The sequence below is a fragment of the Pelagimonas varians genome, from assembly GCF_003208435.1.
Taxonomy (GTDB): domain Bacteria; phylum Pseudomonadota; class Alphaproteobacteria; order Rhodobacterales; family Rhodobacteraceae; genus Pelagimonas; species Pelagimonas varians.
On record NZ_QKMF01000002.1, the window covers coordinates 102,515 to 119,244 of the forward strand.

Annotated in this window: 19 protein-coding genes; all 19 read left to right on the forward strand. The window is 57.4% G+C overall.

Annotation, left to right across the window (positions count from 1 at the left end; translation table 11 throughout):
- The 19 genes from C8N36_RS02880 to C8N36_RS02970 all read left to right on the forward strand — a co-directional run bounded on the left by C8N36_RS02880 (position 1) and on the right by C8N36_RS02970 (position 16,702).
- Positions 1–201 carry a phage head-tail joining protein gene (locus C8N36_RS02880; RefSeq protein ID WP_097803124.1) on the forward strand — a complete coding sequence of 67 codons (201 nt, stop codon included), beginning with the start codon at positions 1–3 and terminating at the stop codon, positions 199–201.
- Entirely contained in the window at positions 202–1,665 is a 1,464-nt protein-coding gene (locus C8N36_RS02885) for a phage portal protein (RefSeq protein ID WP_097803125.1), read from the forward strand. It abuts the gene before it with no gap.
- Positions 1,652–3,679, forward strand: coding sequence for a head maturation protease, ClpP-related (locus C8N36_RS02890; RefSeq protein ID WP_170125782.1), 2,028 nt, complete (start codon positions 1,652–1,654; stop codon positions 3,677–3,679). The genes C8N36_RS02885 and C8N36_RS02890 overlap by 14 nt, the downstream gene beginning before the upstream one ends.
- 175 nt (positions 3,680–3,854) lie before the next feature.
- Entirely contained in the window at positions 3,855–4,187 is a 333-nt protein-coding gene (locus C8N36_RS02895; RefSeq protein WP_097803127.1) for a DUF2190 family protein, read from the forward strand.
- A 4-nt stretch (positions 4,188–4,191) separates the two neighbouring features.
- Positions 4,192–4,521, forward strand: coding sequence for a head-tail joining protein (locus C8N36_RS02900; protein WP_097803128.1), 330 nt, complete (start codon positions 4,192–4,194; stop codon positions 4,519–4,521).
- Positions 4,518–4,934 carry a hypothetical protein gene (locus C8N36_RS02905; RefSeq protein ID WP_097803129.1) on the forward strand — a complete coding sequence of 139 codons (417 nt, stop codon included), beginning with the start codon at positions 4,518–4,520 and terminating at the stop codon, positions 4,932–4,934. The genes C8N36_RS02900 and C8N36_RS02905 overlap by 4 nt, the downstream gene beginning before the upstream one ends.
- 49 nt (positions 4,935–4,983) lie before the next feature.
- Positions 4,984–5,409, forward strand: coding sequence for a phage tail protein (locus C8N36_RS02910; RefSeq protein ID WP_097803130.1), 426 nt, complete (start codon positions 4,984–4,986; stop codon positions 5,407–5,409).
- Between the two features lie 11 nt (positions 5,410–5,420).
- Positions 5,421–5,789 (forward strand): GTA-gp10 family protein, encoded by a 369-nt coding sequence (locus C8N36_RS02915; RefSeq protein ID WP_097803131.1) that lies wholly within the window; start codon positions 5,421–5,423, stop codon positions 5,787–5,789.
- A gap of 89 nt (positions 5,790–5,878) precedes the next feature.
- Positions 5,879–6,106, forward strand: a complete 228-nt coding sequence (locus C8N36_RS02920) for a hypothetical protein (RefSeq protein WP_097803132.1) — start codon at positions 5,879–5,881, stop codon at positions 6,104–6,106.
- The gene (locus tag C8N36_RS02925) at positions 6,103–8,427 is read left to right on the forward strand and encodes a phage tail tape measure protein (RefSeq protein ID WP_097803133.1); all 2,325 of its coding nucleotides are present in this window, start codon (positions 6,103–6,105) and stop codon (positions 8,425–8,427) included. The genes C8N36_RS02920 and C8N36_RS02925 overlap by 4 nt, the downstream gene beginning before the upstream one ends.
- Positions 8,428–9,066: a hypothetical protein gene (locus C8N36_RS02930; RefSeq protein WP_097803134.1), complete on the forward strand. Its 639-nt coding sequence runs from the start codon at positions 8,428–8,430 to the stop codon at positions 9,064–9,066.
- Positions 9,063–9,674: a hypothetical protein gene (locus C8N36_RS02935; RefSeq protein ID WP_097803135.1), complete on the forward strand. Its 612-nt coding sequence runs from the start codon at positions 9,063–9,065 to the stop codon at positions 9,672–9,674. Before C8N36_RS02930 ends, C8N36_RS02935 begins: the two co-directional genes overlap by 4 nt.
- A complete protein-coding gene (locus C8N36_RS02940; RefSeq protein WP_146227637.1) occupies positions 9,671–10,105 on the forward strand; it encodes a GNAT family N-acetyltransferase in 435 nt (144 codons plus the stop codon). Before C8N36_RS02935 ends, C8N36_RS02940 begins: the two co-directional genes overlap by 4 nt.
- Entirely contained in the window at positions 10,106–14,011 is a 3,906-nt protein-coding gene (locus C8N36_RS02945) for a phage tail protein (RefSeq protein WP_097803137.1), read from the forward strand.
- Positions 14,012–14,044: 33 nt separating this feature from the next.
- Complete coding sequence (locus tag C8N36_RS24445) at positions 14,045–15,289, forward strand: pyocin knob domain-containing protein (RefSeq protein ID WP_097803138.1); 1,245 nt, start codon at positions 14,045–14,047, stop codon at positions 15,287–15,289.
- Positions 15,290–15,299: 10 nt separating this feature from the next.
- Entirely contained in the window at positions 15,300–15,623 is a 324-nt protein-coding gene (locus tag C8N36_RS02955) for a hypothetical protein (protein ID WP_097803139.1), read from the forward strand.
- Positions 15,610–15,924 carry a hypothetical protein gene (locus C8N36_RS02960; protein WP_097803140.1) on the forward strand — a complete coding sequence of 105 codons (315 nt, stop codon included), beginning with the start codon at positions 15,610–15,612 and terminating at the stop codon, positions 15,922–15,924. The genes C8N36_RS02955 and C8N36_RS02960 overlap by 14 nt, the downstream gene beginning before the upstream one ends.
- A gap of 90 nt (positions 15,925–16,014) precedes the next feature.
- Positions 16,015–16,224, forward strand: a complete 210-nt coding sequence (locus C8N36_RS02965; protein WP_097803141.1) for an HP1 family phage holin — start codon at positions 16,015–16,017, stop codon at positions 16,222–16,224.
- 4 nt (positions 16,225–16,228) lie between these two features.
- The gene (locus C8N36_RS02970) at positions 16,229–16,702 is read left to right on the forward strand and encodes a lysozyme (RefSeq protein ID WP_097803142.1); all 474 of its coding nucleotides are present in this window, start codon (positions 16,229–16,231) and stop codon (positions 16,700–16,702) included.
- Positions 16,703–16,730 lie beyond the last annotated feature (28 nt).

A 16,730-nucleotide genomic window follows, 5' to 3' on the forward strand; every position in this document is an offset into this window, starting at 1 on the left:
ATGTCTTACACGCAAGCGCAGGTCGATCATGCAAAGGCTATGTACGCAAAAGGCGCGCTGAGCCTCGAATTGAACGGCGAGAAAGTGACCTTTGTCAGCGGTGCAGAGTTTCGCCGCCGTATTCGCGAAATGGAAGCGGGTGTAAGCGGCACCGGCCAGGGCATGACGATCACCTTTCCCAAAACCGGGCGGGGTTTGTAAATGAGCTGGCTTGATCGGGCAATTTTGTCGCTTAGCCCCGAGCGCGGTTTGGCGCGCGTTCGTGCGCGGACCAAAGCCCAAGCGTTGATGAATTACGATGCGGCCAGCAAGGGGCGCAGAACCCATGGTTGGAAAGCGCCGGGATCGTCTGCCGATTCAGCGGCGCAAGGGAGCCGCAGTCAATTGCGCAACCTGAGCCGCGACATGGAACGCAACCGCGCGCTGGCCGTGCGTGGCCGCGATGTGGTCACGGGCAACGTGGTTGGAACCGGCATCCTGCCTTCGGTGCGGATGAAAAATGAGGCCAATGCCGACAAGGCGATGAAGGTGGTGCGCCAGCATTTGTTGACGCCGGATATCGATGCCTACGGGGTTAGCGCGCTGCCAGCTTTGCAAGCGCAGGTGATGAATGCGGTGTTCACAGATGGCGAGGTGTTGGTCCGCCGCCGGATCCGCAACCTACAGTATGAACCCGATTTTCTTTTGCCTTTTCAGGTGCAGCTTATGGAGGTTGATCACCTCGATGAAGGGATCACCAGCCACGGCAAAAACGAAGTTGTAGAGGGCATCGAATACGGGCCAACGGGCCGCGCGGTTGCCTATCACTTGTTTGATCGTCATCCCGGCGACATTGCGCGTTTTGGGCGTAGCAGCCTGAAAAGCACCCGCGTTCCAGCGGGCCAGATCCTGCACATCCGCCGGGTCGATCGACCAGGGCAGCAGCGCGGGGTGCCATGGCTTGCGCCGGTTATGATGACCTTGGGCGAATTGAGCGATTACCAGGAGGCGCAAATCCTCAAGCAGCGGATCGCCGCTTTGCTGGCGTTCTTTGTTGAGGCCAGCGACACCGGTGGAACTTATGACGGGCAAAAGATGTCAGAGTTGCAACCAGGCGCAATCGTTGGGTTGGAAGAGGGGCAGAAGATCACAGCCTCGGATCCGCCTGTTGTCGGCGGCTATCAGGAATTTATGAACCAAGGCATCCGGTCTGTCGCGATGGGTTTGGGGATCAGCTACGAGTCCTTCGGCGATCTCAAGGGGGTCAATTTCAGCTCGGGTAAAATGGGCCGGATGGAGATGGACCGGTTTGTTGATGTCTGGCAACGGCAGCTGATCATCGGCCAGTTTTGTCACGGTATCGGGCGTTGGATGAAAGAGGTTTGGCCGCTGGCGCGCGAGGTGCGTAAGCTGCCGCCGGTTCCTGAGGATTTTGAGTGGACCGCGCCAAAGCGCCCGATGATCGATCCGTCCAAGGAAATCAAAGCCGCAGTCGAAGAGATCAATGCAGGGCTGACCAGCCTGCAACGCAAGCAGCGTGAGATGGGGCAAGACCCTGACGTGATTGCCCGTGAACGCGAAGAAGACGCCGCCCGGTCACAGCCAAAACAAAAGCCGGATGCGCCGGCGTCTGATGGCCAGACCGAAACCGACCCGAAACAGGAGAGCCAAGATGGACGGGACTGATCTGATTACAAATGGCGAAATCATCCTTGAAGGGGATGTTTTGTGTAACGAATGGTGCGGCTGGATGGAGACCGGATGCTTCTCGGCGCAGATGGTGCGCGAGGCGTTGGCGCAGTTTTCGGGCGCGGCAACGGTTCGGCTGAATTCGGGTGGCGGTGACCCCTTTGAGGGGGAGGCGATCCGCGTGGCACTGGCGGGCCATCCCGGCGGTGTGACTGTTGTTGTTGGCGGTGTCGCTGCCAGCGCGGCGTCATTGTTGCTTATGGGGGCGTCCCGGATCGAGATTTCCGAAGGGTCGTTTATCATGATCCATGACCCAAGCAGTGGTTCCTTTGGCCGTGCCGGGGATCATCGGCGCGAAGGCGAAAGACTGGATCTGTTGGCCGCGACTTATGCCAGCGTCTATGCGGCGCGATCGGGTGCGAGCCCCGAAGATGTTTCGCAAATGATGGCGGATGAAACCTGGTTTGGTGGCCCTGCGGCTGTCGAGGCGGGTTTTGCCGATGCCGTATCAGGGCAATCCCAAGAGCTTTCGGCATCGCTTTCCCTGGTGGCTGCGCAGGCAATGCACAACTCGACAGGCCAAAGGCTGCAGATGTGCAGCAATCACTTTTCCCCAGAGGGCACTGCGCCTTCTTCAATCAAGACCGCTGGTGGCGGTCGACCTCAGGCCCAAATGGCCGCAACTCAGGAGCTTGAAATGCCCGCAGAAGAAAACACGGTAATTGCACCGGCCAACCCGACGTCGCCCAATGCTGGCGCGCCAGAGGTGACGCTGCAAACAACAATGGCCGCGCCAGACACCTCGGCGGCTGAGCTGCGCGGCGCAGAAGGTGAACGCGCACGTCAACGCTCGATCCGCGATATGGCGCAGCCGTTTATGGCATCTGGTCAACTGACATCGATGCAGGTTGATGCGCTGATTGATGAAGGCACACCAGCTGAACATGCGGGCAACCGGATGATGGCCGTGATGTCTGCTGCCGAAACCCCTGTGGTTCCGACATCGGGCGGCGCGCGGATCAACCGTGATGAAACCGAGACCCGCCGCGAGGGATTGGTGCAGGCCATGATGCGCAACTATGAAGGCCCGGGCGCGCAGTTTCGCGGCATGCGCCTGAGCGGTCTGGCGATGGAATTGGCGGGTGGCAGCGGGTATGACCGCAATGCGCTGGTTGCGCAGGGCATGCGGTCAACGTCGATGATGGGCGGCGCGCATGGTGTGAGCGATTTTGCCTATATCACCACCGAAGTTATGAACCGGTCTTTGATCGGCGAATATGACCGCCGTGGTGCAAATTGGAATGTTGTCACCGGCGCACCGATGTCGGCCAGCGACTTCCGCGAATTGCATGCGGTTCGCTTTGGTGGCGACTTCCAGCTCAAAAGCGTCAAGGAAGACGGCGAGTACCAAGAAGCGACGTTGAATGACGAAGCCGAAGGTTTGAAGGTCGAGCGCCGTGGCCGGACGATCCACCTGACCTTTGAGGCGGTGATCAACGACGACATGAGCGCCTTCAACCGTATCCCGCGCGAATTTGCGATGGCAGCGCGCGTCATGGAAGCGTCGATGGTTTGGAACCTGATCCGGGCCAATGCTGTATTGAAGTCGGACAAAAAGGCCCTGTTCCATGCCGATCACGGCAACTTGGCGGCCCCAGGCGGTGCGATCTCGATCGCGAGTGTTGCGGCGGGCCGCAATCGCATGTGGGCGCAAAAGGCCTTTGGCTCTGCGAAAGATGGCGAGGATTTCTTGCAGATCACACCGGATCTTTTGATTGTGCCCCCGGCGTTGGAAATGGCGGCGTTGCAATTCACAGCTGGGATCACCCCAACCAAGACATCGGACGCCAACCCCTACAAGGGCACTCTGACACCGGTGGTTGTTCCAAACTTGAGCGCGGGCGCTGCGAGTGGGTCGGATAGCTCTTGGTATCTGGGGTCTTCGGATCTTCCCCCGATTTCGGTGGCCTATCTGGAAGGCTATGAGGCCCCAACGGTGCAAACGATCTAAGGCATGAACCCGGACCGTGTGACCATGAACGCCCGCCACATCTTTGGTGCGGCGGCGTCCGACTTCCGTGGGATCGACAAGAACCCCGGCTAAATCATCCAATAGATGATGTGACAAAGGGCGGCCCATGGGTCGCCTTTTGTCGTTGTTGAAACCTGTCAGCAGGAGTTCTGACATGAAAAACTATATTCAAGCGGGTGCAAACCTGACTGTTCTGGCCGCTGCGGCGGTGGCTTCGGGTGGCGGTGTGCTGACCGGCAGTATCTTTGGTGTTGCCCAAGGGGCGGCAGAAATCGGTGACGAAATTGTGGTGTCGCGCTTTGGTGTTTTTGAATTGCCAAAGCTGGAAGCGCAGGCATGGACCGCTGGGGTCAAGGTCTATTGGGATGATGGCAACTCGCGTTGCACTACGGCGGCCAGTGGCAACACGCTGATTGGTGCGGCTGTTGAGATTGCCGCGAACCCGTCGCCCACCGGCAAGGTGTTGCTCGACGGCGCGATCCGCTGATCTGATGTCATCACTGTTTGATGGGATGGCCGGAATGCTGGGGGATGTGTTTGGTGATCGCGTTGATCTCGAACCGTCATCCGGTCCGGCCACCTTTGTCCAAGGCATTTTCCGGCGCGAACCGATTGAGGTCGATGGCGACGATGGTGCCCCGGTTTTGATTTTATCTCCGACTTTGCAAGTCACACGAGATCAAACGGTGCGCTTGGAACGCGGTTGCGAGGTGTTGCCATCGGTTGCACCTGGCGAGCGGTTTCGCGTCGTGAACGGTCAGCCAACACGCTCGCCGGCTTCAGACGCCTTTGTCATCTATGAGTTGGAGTTGGTGGAATGACGGATTGGCGAAAGGGCGCGCGCGCCGCTGTTCGGACGTCTTTGCAGGAAAGCGCGCGATTTTCCGAGTTCAAGCGCCTGAATATCTGGACCAAGTCAATCAACGCAGAAGATTTGCCATCGATCGGATGCGGTATTCCCCGCGAAACCAGTGGCCGCGATAGCCATGACAGCACTGCGCGGATGATGACTCTCGCGGTTGTTGTCAAACGTGTTGGCGGTGATCTGGAAGATTTGGCTGATGATGATGCTGCGGAGATCGAGGGTTTGGTGATGGCCGCGCTCGATGGTGAAGGCGAACTGCCGGAGCTGACGGAAACCACCTATTCCGAAGACAATGCCGGCCAAAGCTCTGTCAGCACTCTTGCGCTGATGTTCAACGTAACGACCTGGCCAGCGGATCCGCTGGACTGATTAACCGAGCTGCATCGCGGCTCATCCTTTCAAAAAATGGAGACTTGCCATGTCAAGTAGTGGAGCAATCCGCGGCTACGGCTCGACGGTGGAAATTGGTGTTGGAGCAACGCCAACCTGGACCGAGATCGTGGGTGTCGAATCCTTTGATTTTCCGGATCAAACGCCGCCGGATGAAGACGCAACCCATCTGGGAAGCCCAAATGACACCGAAGAGACGATTCCGGGCATGAAGCCGGTCGCGGCCTGGGGTGTCGATGCGCATTATGTTCCAGGCGGTCCTGTTGATTTGCTGTTGATCGGTTTGGCCGACACGAATGAGATTGTGCAATTGCGTCTGACGCCAGCCGGATCAGGGGCGACGGCATCTGTATTTGGCGGCTATGTCAAATCCTGGTTGCCCAAAGGCATCAACCCGAAATCGAAAATGCTGGCAGCATTGTCCATGTCCATCATGGCCAAGATCACAGAGTAAGGCGGCAAAGCATGGCACAGAAAACAAAGGCAATGTTCGCCGAAGTGACCGCTAAAGTTGATGGCGAAGACATGACGCTGCGGATCGATTTCAACGCGCTGGCGGAGTTTGAAGAGAAAACCGGCCAGAAAGCCCTGGAAGCGATTGACGAGATTGAAAGCGGCGCAATCAGCATGGTCACGCTGCGCCATTTCGTTTGGGCTGGACTGCAATATCATCACCCCGGGTGCACGGTGGCCAAGGCTGGTGACTTTCTGTCTGCGGATCCCGATGCCTTGGGTCGGGCCTTTGAAACGGCGCTACCAAAGGGCGAAGAAGATGCCCCGAACGGCAGTGAGCCGGAGGGTGACGCGGGAAACGCAGAGCGGGCGGCAGGCTAGGCGTCCTGTCGCTCTTTGAACACTGGCTGGAGGCGGGGCAATGCCCTGAACGGTTCTGGGGGCTCACGCCTCGCCTCTATGTTCTGGAAATGAAAGCCGCCACAAATCGCCGGCGCTACGCTTTGGCAGATCAAGCTGAGGCAATGTTCGTGGCGCTGCGCCGCGATGGTGCGGATGTTCAAAACTATTGTGACCAATTGCGCGGCATCGATCGCAGCTTGCCGCCCGAAGCGTTGCAAGGCGCGCTGATCGCTGCGGCCAGCGATTTGCCCAAAATGAGCTGGGCAGACTTCCAAAAAGAAAAGGGTGCAACATGAGCGGCAATGCAGGCCGATTGACGGCAATTCTCGGATTGGATTCGCGCGGGTTCCGAAAAGGCATCAAAGAAGGCGAAAGCCGGGTTGCCCGATTTGGCAAGAAAATCGCCAAGATCGGGGCGGGCCTGTCTGTGATGTCGGCGGGCGTTGCCGTGGCAATCAAGGGGCAGTTGAATGCGGCGGATGAGTTGTCAAAATCTGCGCAGCGTCTTGGTGTGCCGATCGAAGAATTGTCAGCCTTGCGCCATGCTGCGGATATGTCCGGCGTCGGGGTTTCTGATCTGGACAACAGCCTGCGCCGCCTATCGCGCAACATGGATGATGCGGCCCAAGGCGGCAAGAAAACCTCGGCTTTGTTTGCCCGTATGGGCATCGATATCAAGACCGCCAAGGGGGAGTTGCGTCCTACCTCGGAAGTGATGGCAGAAGTTGCGGGCGTATTGTCAAACATGCCCGATGGGGCCGAGAAAACGGCGCTGGCCTTTGAGGTGTTTGGCCGGGCGGGCACGGCCCTGATCCCGATGTTGAACGGCGGCAAGCAAGGTCTGGAAGGGATGTTGCAAGAGGCCCGGGATCTTGGGCTGGTTATCGATGAAAAAACCGGCAAGGCGGCGGAAAACTTCAATGACAACCTGTCGCGTCTCAGCAAAACCCTGAAAGGTCTGGTGATCCAGGCGATGGCGGCTCTTGCGCCTGTGCTTGAGGACATCAGCGGGCGTGTGGTCGACCTAAGCACCTGGTTTCGGGATCTGTCGCCAACCATGAAAAAGATCATTTCGGGGGCGGTTTCTCTTGCGGCGGTGGCTGGTCCTGTGGCTGTCGGTTTGGGGGCGATATTATTGGCAGTTGCGCCCTTAGGGACTGCGATTGCCGCCCTTGTTTCGCCGATTGGGCTGGTTGTCTTTGCTTTTGGCGCGATCGCGGCGGGGGCTGCATATGTTGCAACCAACTGGTCGGATCTGGTGGATCGGTTCCCGCTGCTTGGCGTTGCGGCCAAGGCGGTTTCCAGCGTGGCGGCTACCGCTTGGGAGGGTCTCAAAGCAGGGGTCAGCACGGCGATTGCGATTTCTGGGGACGCGGTGTCAGGGTTCAAATCCCTCATGGAAGGCGACTTCAAGGGCGCGTTGCAAAGCGTCAAAAACATCGGCAGCGAGTTGGCGGATTTTTTCACCAAAACCTTTCCCGGAGTGACCGAAATTATGGGCACCCTGATCGCCAAAACCGAGGATGTCGGGGTCAAGCTTGTGGCCAAGATCAAGTCCAGCGTTGTTGCAGGCTTTGCGACGGCATCCGAGTGGGTCAGCGGACTGGCGAGCAGTATCGAAAGCGGCATCTATGGCGCTGCAACCTACTTTGTGCGTGGCGGCAAATTTGTCGTGGGTGCGATCAAGAGCGGTATTTCGGCCTTTCTCGGGGATGCGGTACAGGCGGTTAAAGATCTCGGACCCATGATTGTGCAGGCGATCGGTGAAATGGCGGCATCGGTTCTTGAGGCAGGCAGGCAGCTTGGCGCTGATCTTTTGAACGGGATCAAGGCGGGCATCGATGCGAAGGTTGAAGCTGTCAAAGCATCTATTAGCGGAGCGATCGATCAACTTTTTGGTGCGGCTAAAGTAAAGGCGGAAGTTAAATCGCCATCCCGGCGCTTTATGCGGTTTGGCAAATTCCTGATGGAAGGTATGGCAATCGGGATTTCGAAAAATGCGGTTCTGGCTGAAGAAGCTGCAAAGCAGGCTGCGGAGGGGGTGTCATCGAGCTTTGAAAAGGCTTCGGCCTCCCCGGCTTTGCAGAAAGTCAAAGACGCCTTCGGGCAGGTGTCAGATGCCATTTCCGGGGCGATTGTCCAAGGGCAGGACATGGGCAAAGCCCTGGCCAGTGTCTTTCAGCAAATTGCCAGTGATCTGATTTCGAGCGGTATTAAATCGCTGTTGATGGAGACCTTTGGTTTCGGCGCAACAAAGAGCGGCGGCGGCTTTGTCAGCGGTTTGGTCAATGCCTTCGCTGGCAGCATCGCTTCTTTTGATGGCGGGGGGTTCACCGGTAAGGGAAGCCGCACCGGTGGTCTGGACGGCAAGGGGGGGCGCATGGCTTTGGTGCACCCCAACGAGACCGTCTTTGATCACACAAAAGGGCAAATGCTGCCCGGGACCGCGCAGTCGTTCACCTTTGCACCGGTGATCGATGCGAGGGGCGCTGATGCGGCGGCGGTTGAGCGTATCGATAGCAATTTACGGGCCCTGTCTGCGGGTTTTGAGGGGCGTGTCAGAAACGCAATTCACCAAGGCCGCATGCGCAACGATTCCGTTTTTAAGGGGGCCTAAATGGATTTGATTTTTCCGCGTGACATGATCAACGGCCATAAGTGGAAGGACGTGACGTTCAATTTGGTAGAGCGCCAGGAGGTGTCGCGTCAGGCAAGCGGTAGAACCCAAAGCCGCGACCTCGGACCGGCAATTTGGGTCGCGCAATTCAAAACGATTTCCATGCGGTTGTTTGAGGCCCGATCTGTGATGGCCAGCATGAGGACGCTATGCGGGTCGAACCGCAGCTTCTTCGCATTTGATCCCGCTGCCCGTTTTCCCATGGGGTTAACAAGTGCCGCGACCTTGAACGGTGCCGCGCCGCAGGTGCATGGGATTGGGACAGAGAATTCTACCATTCGGATCAGTGGATTGCCTGAAGGGACGCCGGCTTCCCCTGGCGATTATATCTCGATCGTTATCGCGGGCGGCGGCAGGGATTTTCACCAGATCGCCAGTGCAGGTGTCGCGGGTGCGGATGGTATCACGCCAGAGTTGGCTGTGGTTCCGCATCTCAGACCGCAGGTGCTGACAGGGCAAGCCGTGGCCTTGGTCGATCCATGTATTGAAGCGGTGCTTGTTCCGGGCAGTCTGGATGACCCGTTGACCAGCAAGCAGCGCCGCGCGGTTACGTTTTCAGCAGTTCAGGTGCTTCGATGAAACAGTATTCACCAGAATTGCAGGCCGCACTGGCGGCGGATGCGCTTGTCGCGCGTGATTTCCTTTGGGTCGAGCCATTGAGCCGCGACACCGGGCAGCGTCTGGGTTGGGGGGCATGGTCCGGTGCCGGATCTGTGCTGGCCGAGGTGGCGAGCCCGATTGAAGGGAATGTGTTTCGGACTTTCACCGGTGCGGGCGATCTGGTGTCCATGACGGATTTCCAGATGGTTGCAGGCTTGGAAGTGCAGACGATCAACGTCACGCTCGCGGGAATTGGAGAACAGTCCGAAACGCTGGTGCGCGGGTATGATGCAAAGCTTGCGCCGGTTGAGATTTATCGGGGGTATTTTTCGCCCGAAAGCCAGCGGATCATCGGCGCAGCGCAGCCGCTGTTTTTGGGCTTTGTCGACAAGGTGGATATCATCACCCCCGAAGAAGGCGGGGAAAGTGTCATTGCGCTGACCTGTGCAAACCATGTGCAGGAATTGATGCGGCAAGGCACATCAACGCGGTCTGACGCTGATCAAAAACTGCGCAACCCCAATGATGATTTTTACAATCACAGCGCCTCTGTCGGGACGTGGCAAGTGATCTGGAAATCCTCTTGATCCGCCTTGCCGTGCTGAGTGAAATTCCCGATCTTTGGCAGTTGGTGCAGGCCTATTCTGACGAAATAGACCCTGCCGGTCAAAAACCGCAGGAGCGGGCGACCAAGCGCACATTGATGGCCTTGATTGCACATCCAACGAGTGTGGTTCTGGTGCGTGATCAAAACGGCAGTGTGCAAGGACTGTTGGCCGGATCGATAGGCTCGAGCCCTTGGGCGGATACGCGCATTGCAGACTATTTGATTTTCTATCTTTCCCCCGCTTGTCGGGGAGGCCGTGCGGCACTGTCCATGCTGCACGCCTATGAGCAATGGGCTGCCTCCATGGGCGCAGAGGTGGTCGGGGTCTCCGACACTGGCAGCCAGCTGGGGCGGTTGCTGAAACGGCAGGGGTATCAGCCTGCCGAACAAAAATTCTTGAGGTGTCTGTAAATGGCTGTTTTTTCTGCGGCAGTTGCCGTTGTCGGCGCTGTTGCGACTTGGGTTGGCGGCCTGGGTGTCGTTGGGCAACTTGCTGTTCGGTTGGCCATCGGGCTCGCGTTGAATGCGCTTGGTGCAGCGATGCAAGGCAAGCAAAAAGGCCCCAAACCGCCTGGCATCAAAGGGCAGATCGAGCAAGGCGCGGACTTGCCGAGATCCTTTATCCTTGGCCGTTGTGCAACAGCGGGTTCGCTGGTGTATCACAACACAACATCGAACAAGAAAATCTACTCGCGGGTTACGGCTTTGTCGGATTTGCCGATCGAGGGAATTGAAGAAGTTTGGGTAGACGGGAAGCGCTGCGAGATTGATTTTGAAAATCCCAGCGCGTCTGGACGAGGCTGGCCGCTAAAGAGCTTTAACACATACATTAAGAAAACACTTGTCGGCTTTGGCCCGCTTGGAAGTGAAGGCAACACAAGCATCACTGACGTGGTGCGTGTCGAAGAGGTGACTGAGGAATTCACGCTCGGATGGGTGAAGTTCTATGACGGCAATCAAACTGCTGCGGACCAGTATTTGATTGATCACCTTTCGACTGTCGAGCGGCCCTGGACAGATCGGCACATCGGAACCGGCGTTGCTTATGCCGTCACTCATTTCAAACACAACACAAAGCATTTCACGTCGTTTCCGCAGATTGTCTTTGTTCTCAAGGGCATTCATTTGCAAGAACCGGGGGCAGGCACCGCATACAGCGACCAGCCCGGCGCAATGGCGCATACTTTGTTGCAGGGGTTGTCACATTCCGGAGTTGCGCTGTACGGCCCGCAAACGCCCGCACCTATGGACGCGCAAGAGTGGGCGGCAGAGATCGCGCGCGAGCGCGCCGATGTTCCAGGTGCGGCGGCAATGGACGATGCGGAACGCCTCGAAGTGTTCGGTTCAACCGCCATTCCTGCGCGCTATCGCGCCGGGTATGAGGTCAGTGTTGATGAACCGATTGCGGATGTCTTTGAAGCAATCACAGCAGCGTCCAATGGTCAGGTGTCATTTGTCGGTGCGCGCTACCGTTACCGCATTGGCGATCCCTCCGAGCCGGCCATGTCGATCACAGACGGGGATTTGTTGTCGCTGACTTCGCAGCGGTTTGGCGTGTTCCCTGCCTTGACGGAAACCGTCAACGCGATCACCGCGACCTATCCGGATCCAGACCAGGTGTGGCAAAACCAATCCGCCCCGATCTTGACCAACCCGGACTATGAGATTCAGGACGGGAACCGCCAATTGCCGGCAAATGCGGATTTAACTGCTGTGCCATATCCGGAGCAAGTTCAGCGGTTGATGAGGGCGGCGCTTTCAGAAGCCCGTCAAGCCCGTGTGCACAAACTGCCGTTGCCCCCGATGTATAGCGTTTTAGAGGTTGATGATCACATCGAATGGACATCGGACCGCAACGGCTATTCGGATAAGGTGTTTCGGGTTGATGCGATTGCCCAAATGGCCAACGGCGATGTGATTGCCGATGTCGCCGAAACGGATCCGGATAGCTACAACTGGCAGCCAACGGATGATTACCGCCCTATGATGTCCGCGCCGGTCGGATTGGCAGAGGTTGATCAGGCAGAGGTCGAAGGATTTACAGCGAGCGCGGTCAATAGTGTTGACGGCGCTGAAACCGTCCGCAGGCCAGCGATTGGATTGACTTGGATGCCGCCCGAAAACTCCGCCATTTACGGGGTGATGTGGCAGGTTGTGGAAGCTGTCACGCAAACATTGGTCCATTCAGCCATGCTGCCCGATGCTGAGCTGGGCGGTCATGTCATCAGCGAAGGACTGCTTCCGGATCAAAGCTATCTGGTTCGGCTCCGGTTTGTCTCCGATGTGTTGGGGACGCCATGGTCTGATTGGGATCAGGTCGCCACCGGCGATGTCCGGCTAACCGAGGCAGATTTTGCGGATGAAACCGCTGCCCGAATTGCCGAGGCACATGATCGCCATGATGCGGCGCTTGATCAAGCCGAAGGCACGATTGCGGATCTTAGGGATGCGGTGATTGCATCGCTTGGCCCATTGAACCGAATTGAGCCCTTGGCGAATGAAATCCCCCGATTGGATGCGGGCCTTGAGGAATCTTATCAGCGTTTAATGGATGTGCAGTGGGCGCAGTTCAAAACGGATCGGACCTTGGCGGGCGCAGGAATTGTCATAGATGCGGATACCGGTCTTGTGCAGATCGCGGCGTTTACCGAAGCGTCGGAGCGGATCGCGCGGGCTGAAATCAACATATCGGGCGTTGAGGCTGAGATAAGCCAAAAAGTGACCTTCGCGGAAATGAATGCGGCGATTTCCGGGGTGGTGCTTGATCCGACGCGAATTCCGGTCATTGGCGATTTGTCGTTGCAGATCACCAGCCTTGAAACGTCTTTGAACGCGCAAGACGGGGCGATAACAACGCTTGCCGACACGTTGACCGTGGATGGCGGGTTGGTGACGATGGTGACGGTTACGGAGGCGCTTGATAGCTTAAACGGCGTTTTGGTCGATAAGGTGGCGCAAGCTGAATTCAACGCCGCCGAATTGCGTGTCACAGCGGCAGAACAATCCCTTGAAGCGCTGGGGGATGTTGCCGCGATCAGGGACACGGTTGAGGTTACCCGGGCGCGGGGTCTCAGTGTTGATGAAGGCGTTTTGCGCGATATTGGCGACCTGTGGGGCCGTTGGCAGGGTGACGTTGTAGCCAGGGAGGCAACGGCACAAGGCCAGCGCGAGTTGCATGCAAAGGTAAATGAAAACTTTGAGGCTCAGGCGGCGGAGCGGTTGGCGCTTGCGGTTGAAGTTGATGCGGCTAACGCAGCACTTGTGGCGGAAAGCAAGACGCGGGCGGCAGAGGATGAAGCGCTCGCGGAGCAGATCACGCAAATGGAAGCAGGCCTGACAAGCGCGGGCGATGATATTTCCGGCAACGCGGCGGCGCTATCGGGGTTGTCCACGCGCGTCTCAGATGTCGAGGGTGATGTATCAAGCCAGGCGTCGGATATTACGCAGCTTGAATCGGATTTAACCGATACGCAGGAAGACGTTTCCGGCACTGCGCAGGCGTTGTCCAGTTTGACGACCAGAGTTCAGGAAACCGAAGAGGGCGTTACGTCCGTATCAAACGCCAGCCAGCAACTTCGCTCGGATGTTGATGGAACCGCTTCAACCGTCAATTCGCACGCAACGACCATTGCCACGCTAAGCGGCAACGCATCCGCGACCTACACAATGCGGCTTGCTGCGGGTGGCGCATCGGCAGGATTGGAGATGGTCGCGGCTGATAATCCTGTGAGCGGGCCGACATCGAGCCTGCGCTTTTCTGCGGATAATATTTTGCTGGATGGGTCTGTCTTGGCGAAACATATCGCGGCGGGTTCAATCACCGCCGGGCACATTGAAGCAGGCGGAATTACGGCAGAAAAAATCAATACGACCGATTTGGTTGTGACCGGCGAAATGCTGGTTGAGGGCGCGGTTAGCTCTATAGCAAACACGGCACCGTTGGCTGGCACGCTTGCAGCCGGGGCTTATGCGAATGGAACGTCGGTCTATGTCGAGAAGCCCGAAGGCTATTATATCCGCATGACGATCACCGCCACATTGACCAATAACGGCGGATCATTCGGCGCGGATAGCTACATAGGCTTTACACCGCAGGTCCGCGCAGCGGGCACACCTACATGGGATTTTATGCAGGAAAACCTGCGTCTGACCAATTTCCAGGGCACAGAAATGTGGAACAGCGGCAGCTATATCGCGATCTTTGATCCGTCCACGCATGGCGGCTGGAATATCCGATTATTCGCAGCCAGCAACAGCGCGTCCAATAGCGCTTCATACGAAGGCGCGACTATCCAAATCGAAGTAATTCGCAAGTGATGGTTTGCGGCGAAATTGCAAAGAGGGCAAATCATGGCATGGTATAAAACGGGCAGCGTGAGCGTGTCCAATGGGTCAGCGACGGTGACAGGCACTGGCACCGCATTTGTGCAAAACGTCAAGGTGGGGCAGGAGTTCCGGCTTGAGGGCGGTTCTGTCGGCTATGAAATTACCGGCGTTGTCGGTGACACGGCGTTGACAATTTCACCGGCATATCTTGGTTCTTCTCAATCAGGTCAGAGTTACGCTGTTGCGCCGCTGGTCGGGTTCTATCAGCGGGCCTATGACGCGCTGGAAGGCGCGATTTCGCAATGGTCAAGCATGCTCGATGGGCCGCTTGCTGGCAGGTTCGGCAACGGCAGTGCGGGGCAGCCGGCTGTTTCGTTTGAGGGTGAAACCACGCTGGGGTGGTTCCGCAAGGCGGCGGGGCAGTTGGGCGCGGCGGTTGGCGGTGTGCAGCGCGTGTTGTTGTCATCCGCGGCGCTCAAAATTGACGTGCCAATCACCGGCAGCGCTGTCCAATCCAACGCTACGGACACAACGGCGGGCTGCGTTCTGACAACCGGCGCGTTTGGCCTTGGGGCGGATGCGGGGATATTGATCGGCAATCTTGATACCTTGTATACGTCCGGATTTTACTACGGTTTTAGCGCAAGCCATGCATCGGCAACGCCGGGTGACAATCCTTTTCCTGAGTACGGCGGGGCGTTTGCATTGATTTGCACAAACTCGCCCCTTGGCACTGTTGACGGCTACGTCACGCAAACGGCGTATAATTTCGGGACGAATGCCAAGGTTAAAGTCCGCACAATTTCAACTGCGGCAACGGGCTGGTCTGAGTGGCGCGAATTGTACAATGCTGAAACGGTTCTAGGGACGGTTTCACAAGATGGCGGCGTCCCTACAGGCGCGGTGATTGAACGTGGGTCGAATGCCAATGGGGAATATGTGCGCTTTGCGGATGGAACGCAGATTTGCACGATTGCAGGGCTGGATTTCGGTTCAATTAAGACAAATGGATCTGGAACTTATGCCTACCCGTACACATCCGATTTGGTCAGTGTCACGTGGCCAGCGGCATTTGTTGGCGTTCCGGCTGCGAGTGTAAATTTCACGCCGGATTCCGTTGTCGGGATTGCTGGGCGGTCAATAACAGCCAGCCCATATCAAGCCCCTACGGCGACGGGGTGGGGGTCATTGCGGGCATCAAAGACCAATGGCGACACTACGGATTTTGACGTGACCGGCAGCGTTATCGCGACCGGACGTTGGTTCTAAGGAGAAAGATATGAAAATCAGCTTTTCGCCAGTTCGCAGCGATACCAGGCAAGAGATTGTCCGCAGCGGTGACAGCTTGTTGATTGATGGTTTGGCGCTGGATTTCGGGCCTGTGTCGAATGGTGATGTCTTGCCAGGGGATGCAATCCCGACCGACCAAATCATCGGGGATGCAACTCGAATTGACGGCGCGTTGCATTTGACGCTTGCGCTGCCGCATGGGGCCAATGCGCCAAGTGAGACGCTGTTTCCGGTGACGATTTCGATGGATAGCGACGGGCCTATCCCCATGCCGCCATTCAATGTTGAGGACACGACAAATGCAGGCAATTGATTATTCGCAGATCATCACCGGAGAGGCGCAATCTGCGGCGGACATGGTTGCACGAGCCGGGGCGATCAAGGGCAAATGCCGCGCCAATATTCTAGCGGTGTTGGATGAATATACGCTTTCAAATATCCAGGGCGCTGCGATCGCGGGCGAATTGGATGCGGGTGATATGGACATATTTCGCGCAGGTCGCGCATGGGTGGCAGCGATGTTGGATGAATGCCGCGCAGCGATTTCAAGCGGCGACGATCCCGCTTGGCCCGACCTTCCGGCAGGGGTCGCGGATCTTGCAGAGAAATATTAACGGGCAGCCGCTCATGCAAAACGGAATGCAGAGCGTGGATACAGTTACGGCAAAAGGCGGGACGCTGAGCCAAGCAGGAGGCGTGTGAAGATGGATGACAAGGTTGGTGGAGTGATCTCTTCCACAACATGGAGCGGAGCGGCAATGGCCATCACGGGCACTTTGACGCTCACCGACTGGATGGCGGTGGTTGGCTGTTTTTGCGCAGTGGGTGGCTATATATCGAACGTTTTGCACAAGCGCGAAATGCGCCGTCTGGCCCGTCTTGAGATCGAATTGAAATACGGCACAAAGGACTAGCACCATGCAAAAACGTGTTTTGGCTGGAGCGGCCGCTGCCATCGCAGCGGCCGTTTCTTTTATTGCACCCTGGGAAGGGCTGCGCACCGATGCTTATCGCGACATCGTGGGGGTCTGGACGGTCTGCTATGGCGAAACCAATGGGGTAGTGCCTGATGACCGCCACAGTAAAGATCAGTGTGATCAGATGTTAGCTGTGCAGGTGAAAGCCTATGCCGATCGGCTCAATAGGTGCATCGACGACGGCATCGAGGCGCGCATGCCTCAAAGCATGAAAGTCGCGCTCTACAGTTGGGCCTACAATGTCGGCATCAGTGCAGCCTGCGGATCTACCTTGGTACGCAAAGCCAATGCAGGAGATTTGACCGGAGCGTGCAAAGAGTTGCCACGCTGGAACCGGGCGGGGGGCAGGGTTGTTCCTGGTCTCTCGAACCGCCGTGCCGAGGAATACCGGCTTTGCATGACGGGGCTGCGGTGACGTTCCGATCGCTTGTCTTTGCGCTGCT

Excerpts from the sequence above, each read along its gene's own strand:
- C8N36_RS02880 (WP_097803124.1), top strand. The coding sequence starts at position 1 with ATGTCTTACACGCAAGCGCAGGTCGATCATGCAAAGGCTATGTACGCA.
- C8N36_RS02885 (WP_097803125.1), top strand. The coding sequence starts at position 202 with ATGAGCTGGCTTGATCGGGCAATTTTGTCGCTTAGCCCCGAGCGCGGT.
- C8N36_RS02890 (WP_170125782.1), top strand. The coding sequence starts at position 1,652 with ATGGACGGGACTGATCTGATTACAAATGGCGAAATCATCCTTGAAGGG.
- C8N36_RS02895 (WP_097803127.1), top strand. The coding sequence starts at position 3,855 with ATGAAAAACTATATTCAAGCGGGTGCAAACCTGACTGTTCTGGCCGCT.
- C8N36_RS02900 (WP_097803128.1), top strand. The coding sequence starts at position 4,192 with ATGTCATCACTGTTTGATGGGATGGCCGGAATGCTGGGGGATGTGTTT.
- C8N36_RS02905 (WP_097803129.1), top strand. The coding sequence starts at position 4,518 with ATGACGGATTGGCGAAAGGGCGCGCGCGCCGCTGTTCGGACGTCTTTG.
- C8N36_RS02910 (WP_097803130.1), top strand. The coding sequence starts at position 4,984 with ATGTCAAGTAGTGGAGCAATCCGCGGCTACGGCTCGACGGTGGAAATT.
- C8N36_RS02915 (WP_097803131.1), top strand. The coding sequence starts at position 5,421 with ATGGCACAGAAAACAAAGGCAATGTTCGCCGAAGTGACCGCTAAAGTT.
- C8N36_RS02920 (WP_097803132.1), top strand. The coding sequence starts at position 5,879 with ATGAAAGCCGCCACAAATCGCCGGCGCTACGCTTTGGCAGATCAAGCT.
- C8N36_RS02925 (WP_097803133.1), top strand. The coding sequence starts at position 6,103 with ATGAGCGGCAATGCAGGCCGATTGACGGCAATTCTCGGATTGGATTCG.
- C8N36_RS02930 (WP_097803134.1), top strand. The coding sequence starts at position 8,428 with ATGGATTTGATTTTTCCGCGTGACATGATCAACGGCCATAAGTGGAAG.
- C8N36_RS02935 (WP_097803135.1), top strand. The coding sequence starts at position 9,063 with ATGAAACAGTATTCACCAGAATTGCAGGCCGCACTGGCGGCGGATGCG.
- C8N36_RS02945 (WP_097803137.1), top strand. The coding sequence starts at position 10,106 with ATGGCTGTTTTTTCTGCGGCAGTTGCCGTTGTCGGCGCTGTTGCGACT.
- C8N36_RS24445 (WP_097803138.1), top strand. The coding sequence starts at position 14,045 with ATGGCATGGTATAAAACGGGCAGCGTGAGCGTGTCCAATGGGTCAGCG.
- C8N36_RS02955 (WP_097803139.1), top strand. The coding sequence starts at position 15,300 with ATGAAAATCAGCTTTTCGCCAGTTCGCAGCGATACCAGGCAAGAGATT.
- C8N36_RS02960 (WP_097803140.1), top strand. The coding sequence starts at position 15,610 with ATGCAGGCAATTGATTATTCGCAGATCATCACCGGAGAGGCGCAATCT.
- C8N36_RS02965 (WP_097803141.1), top strand. The coding sequence starts at position 16,015 with ATGGATGACAAGGTTGGTGGAGTGATCTCTTCCACAACATGGAGCGGA.
- C8N36_RS02970 (WP_097803142.1), top strand. The coding sequence starts at position 16,229 with ATGCAAAAACGTGTTTTGGCTGGAGCGGCCGCTGCCATCGCAGCGGCC.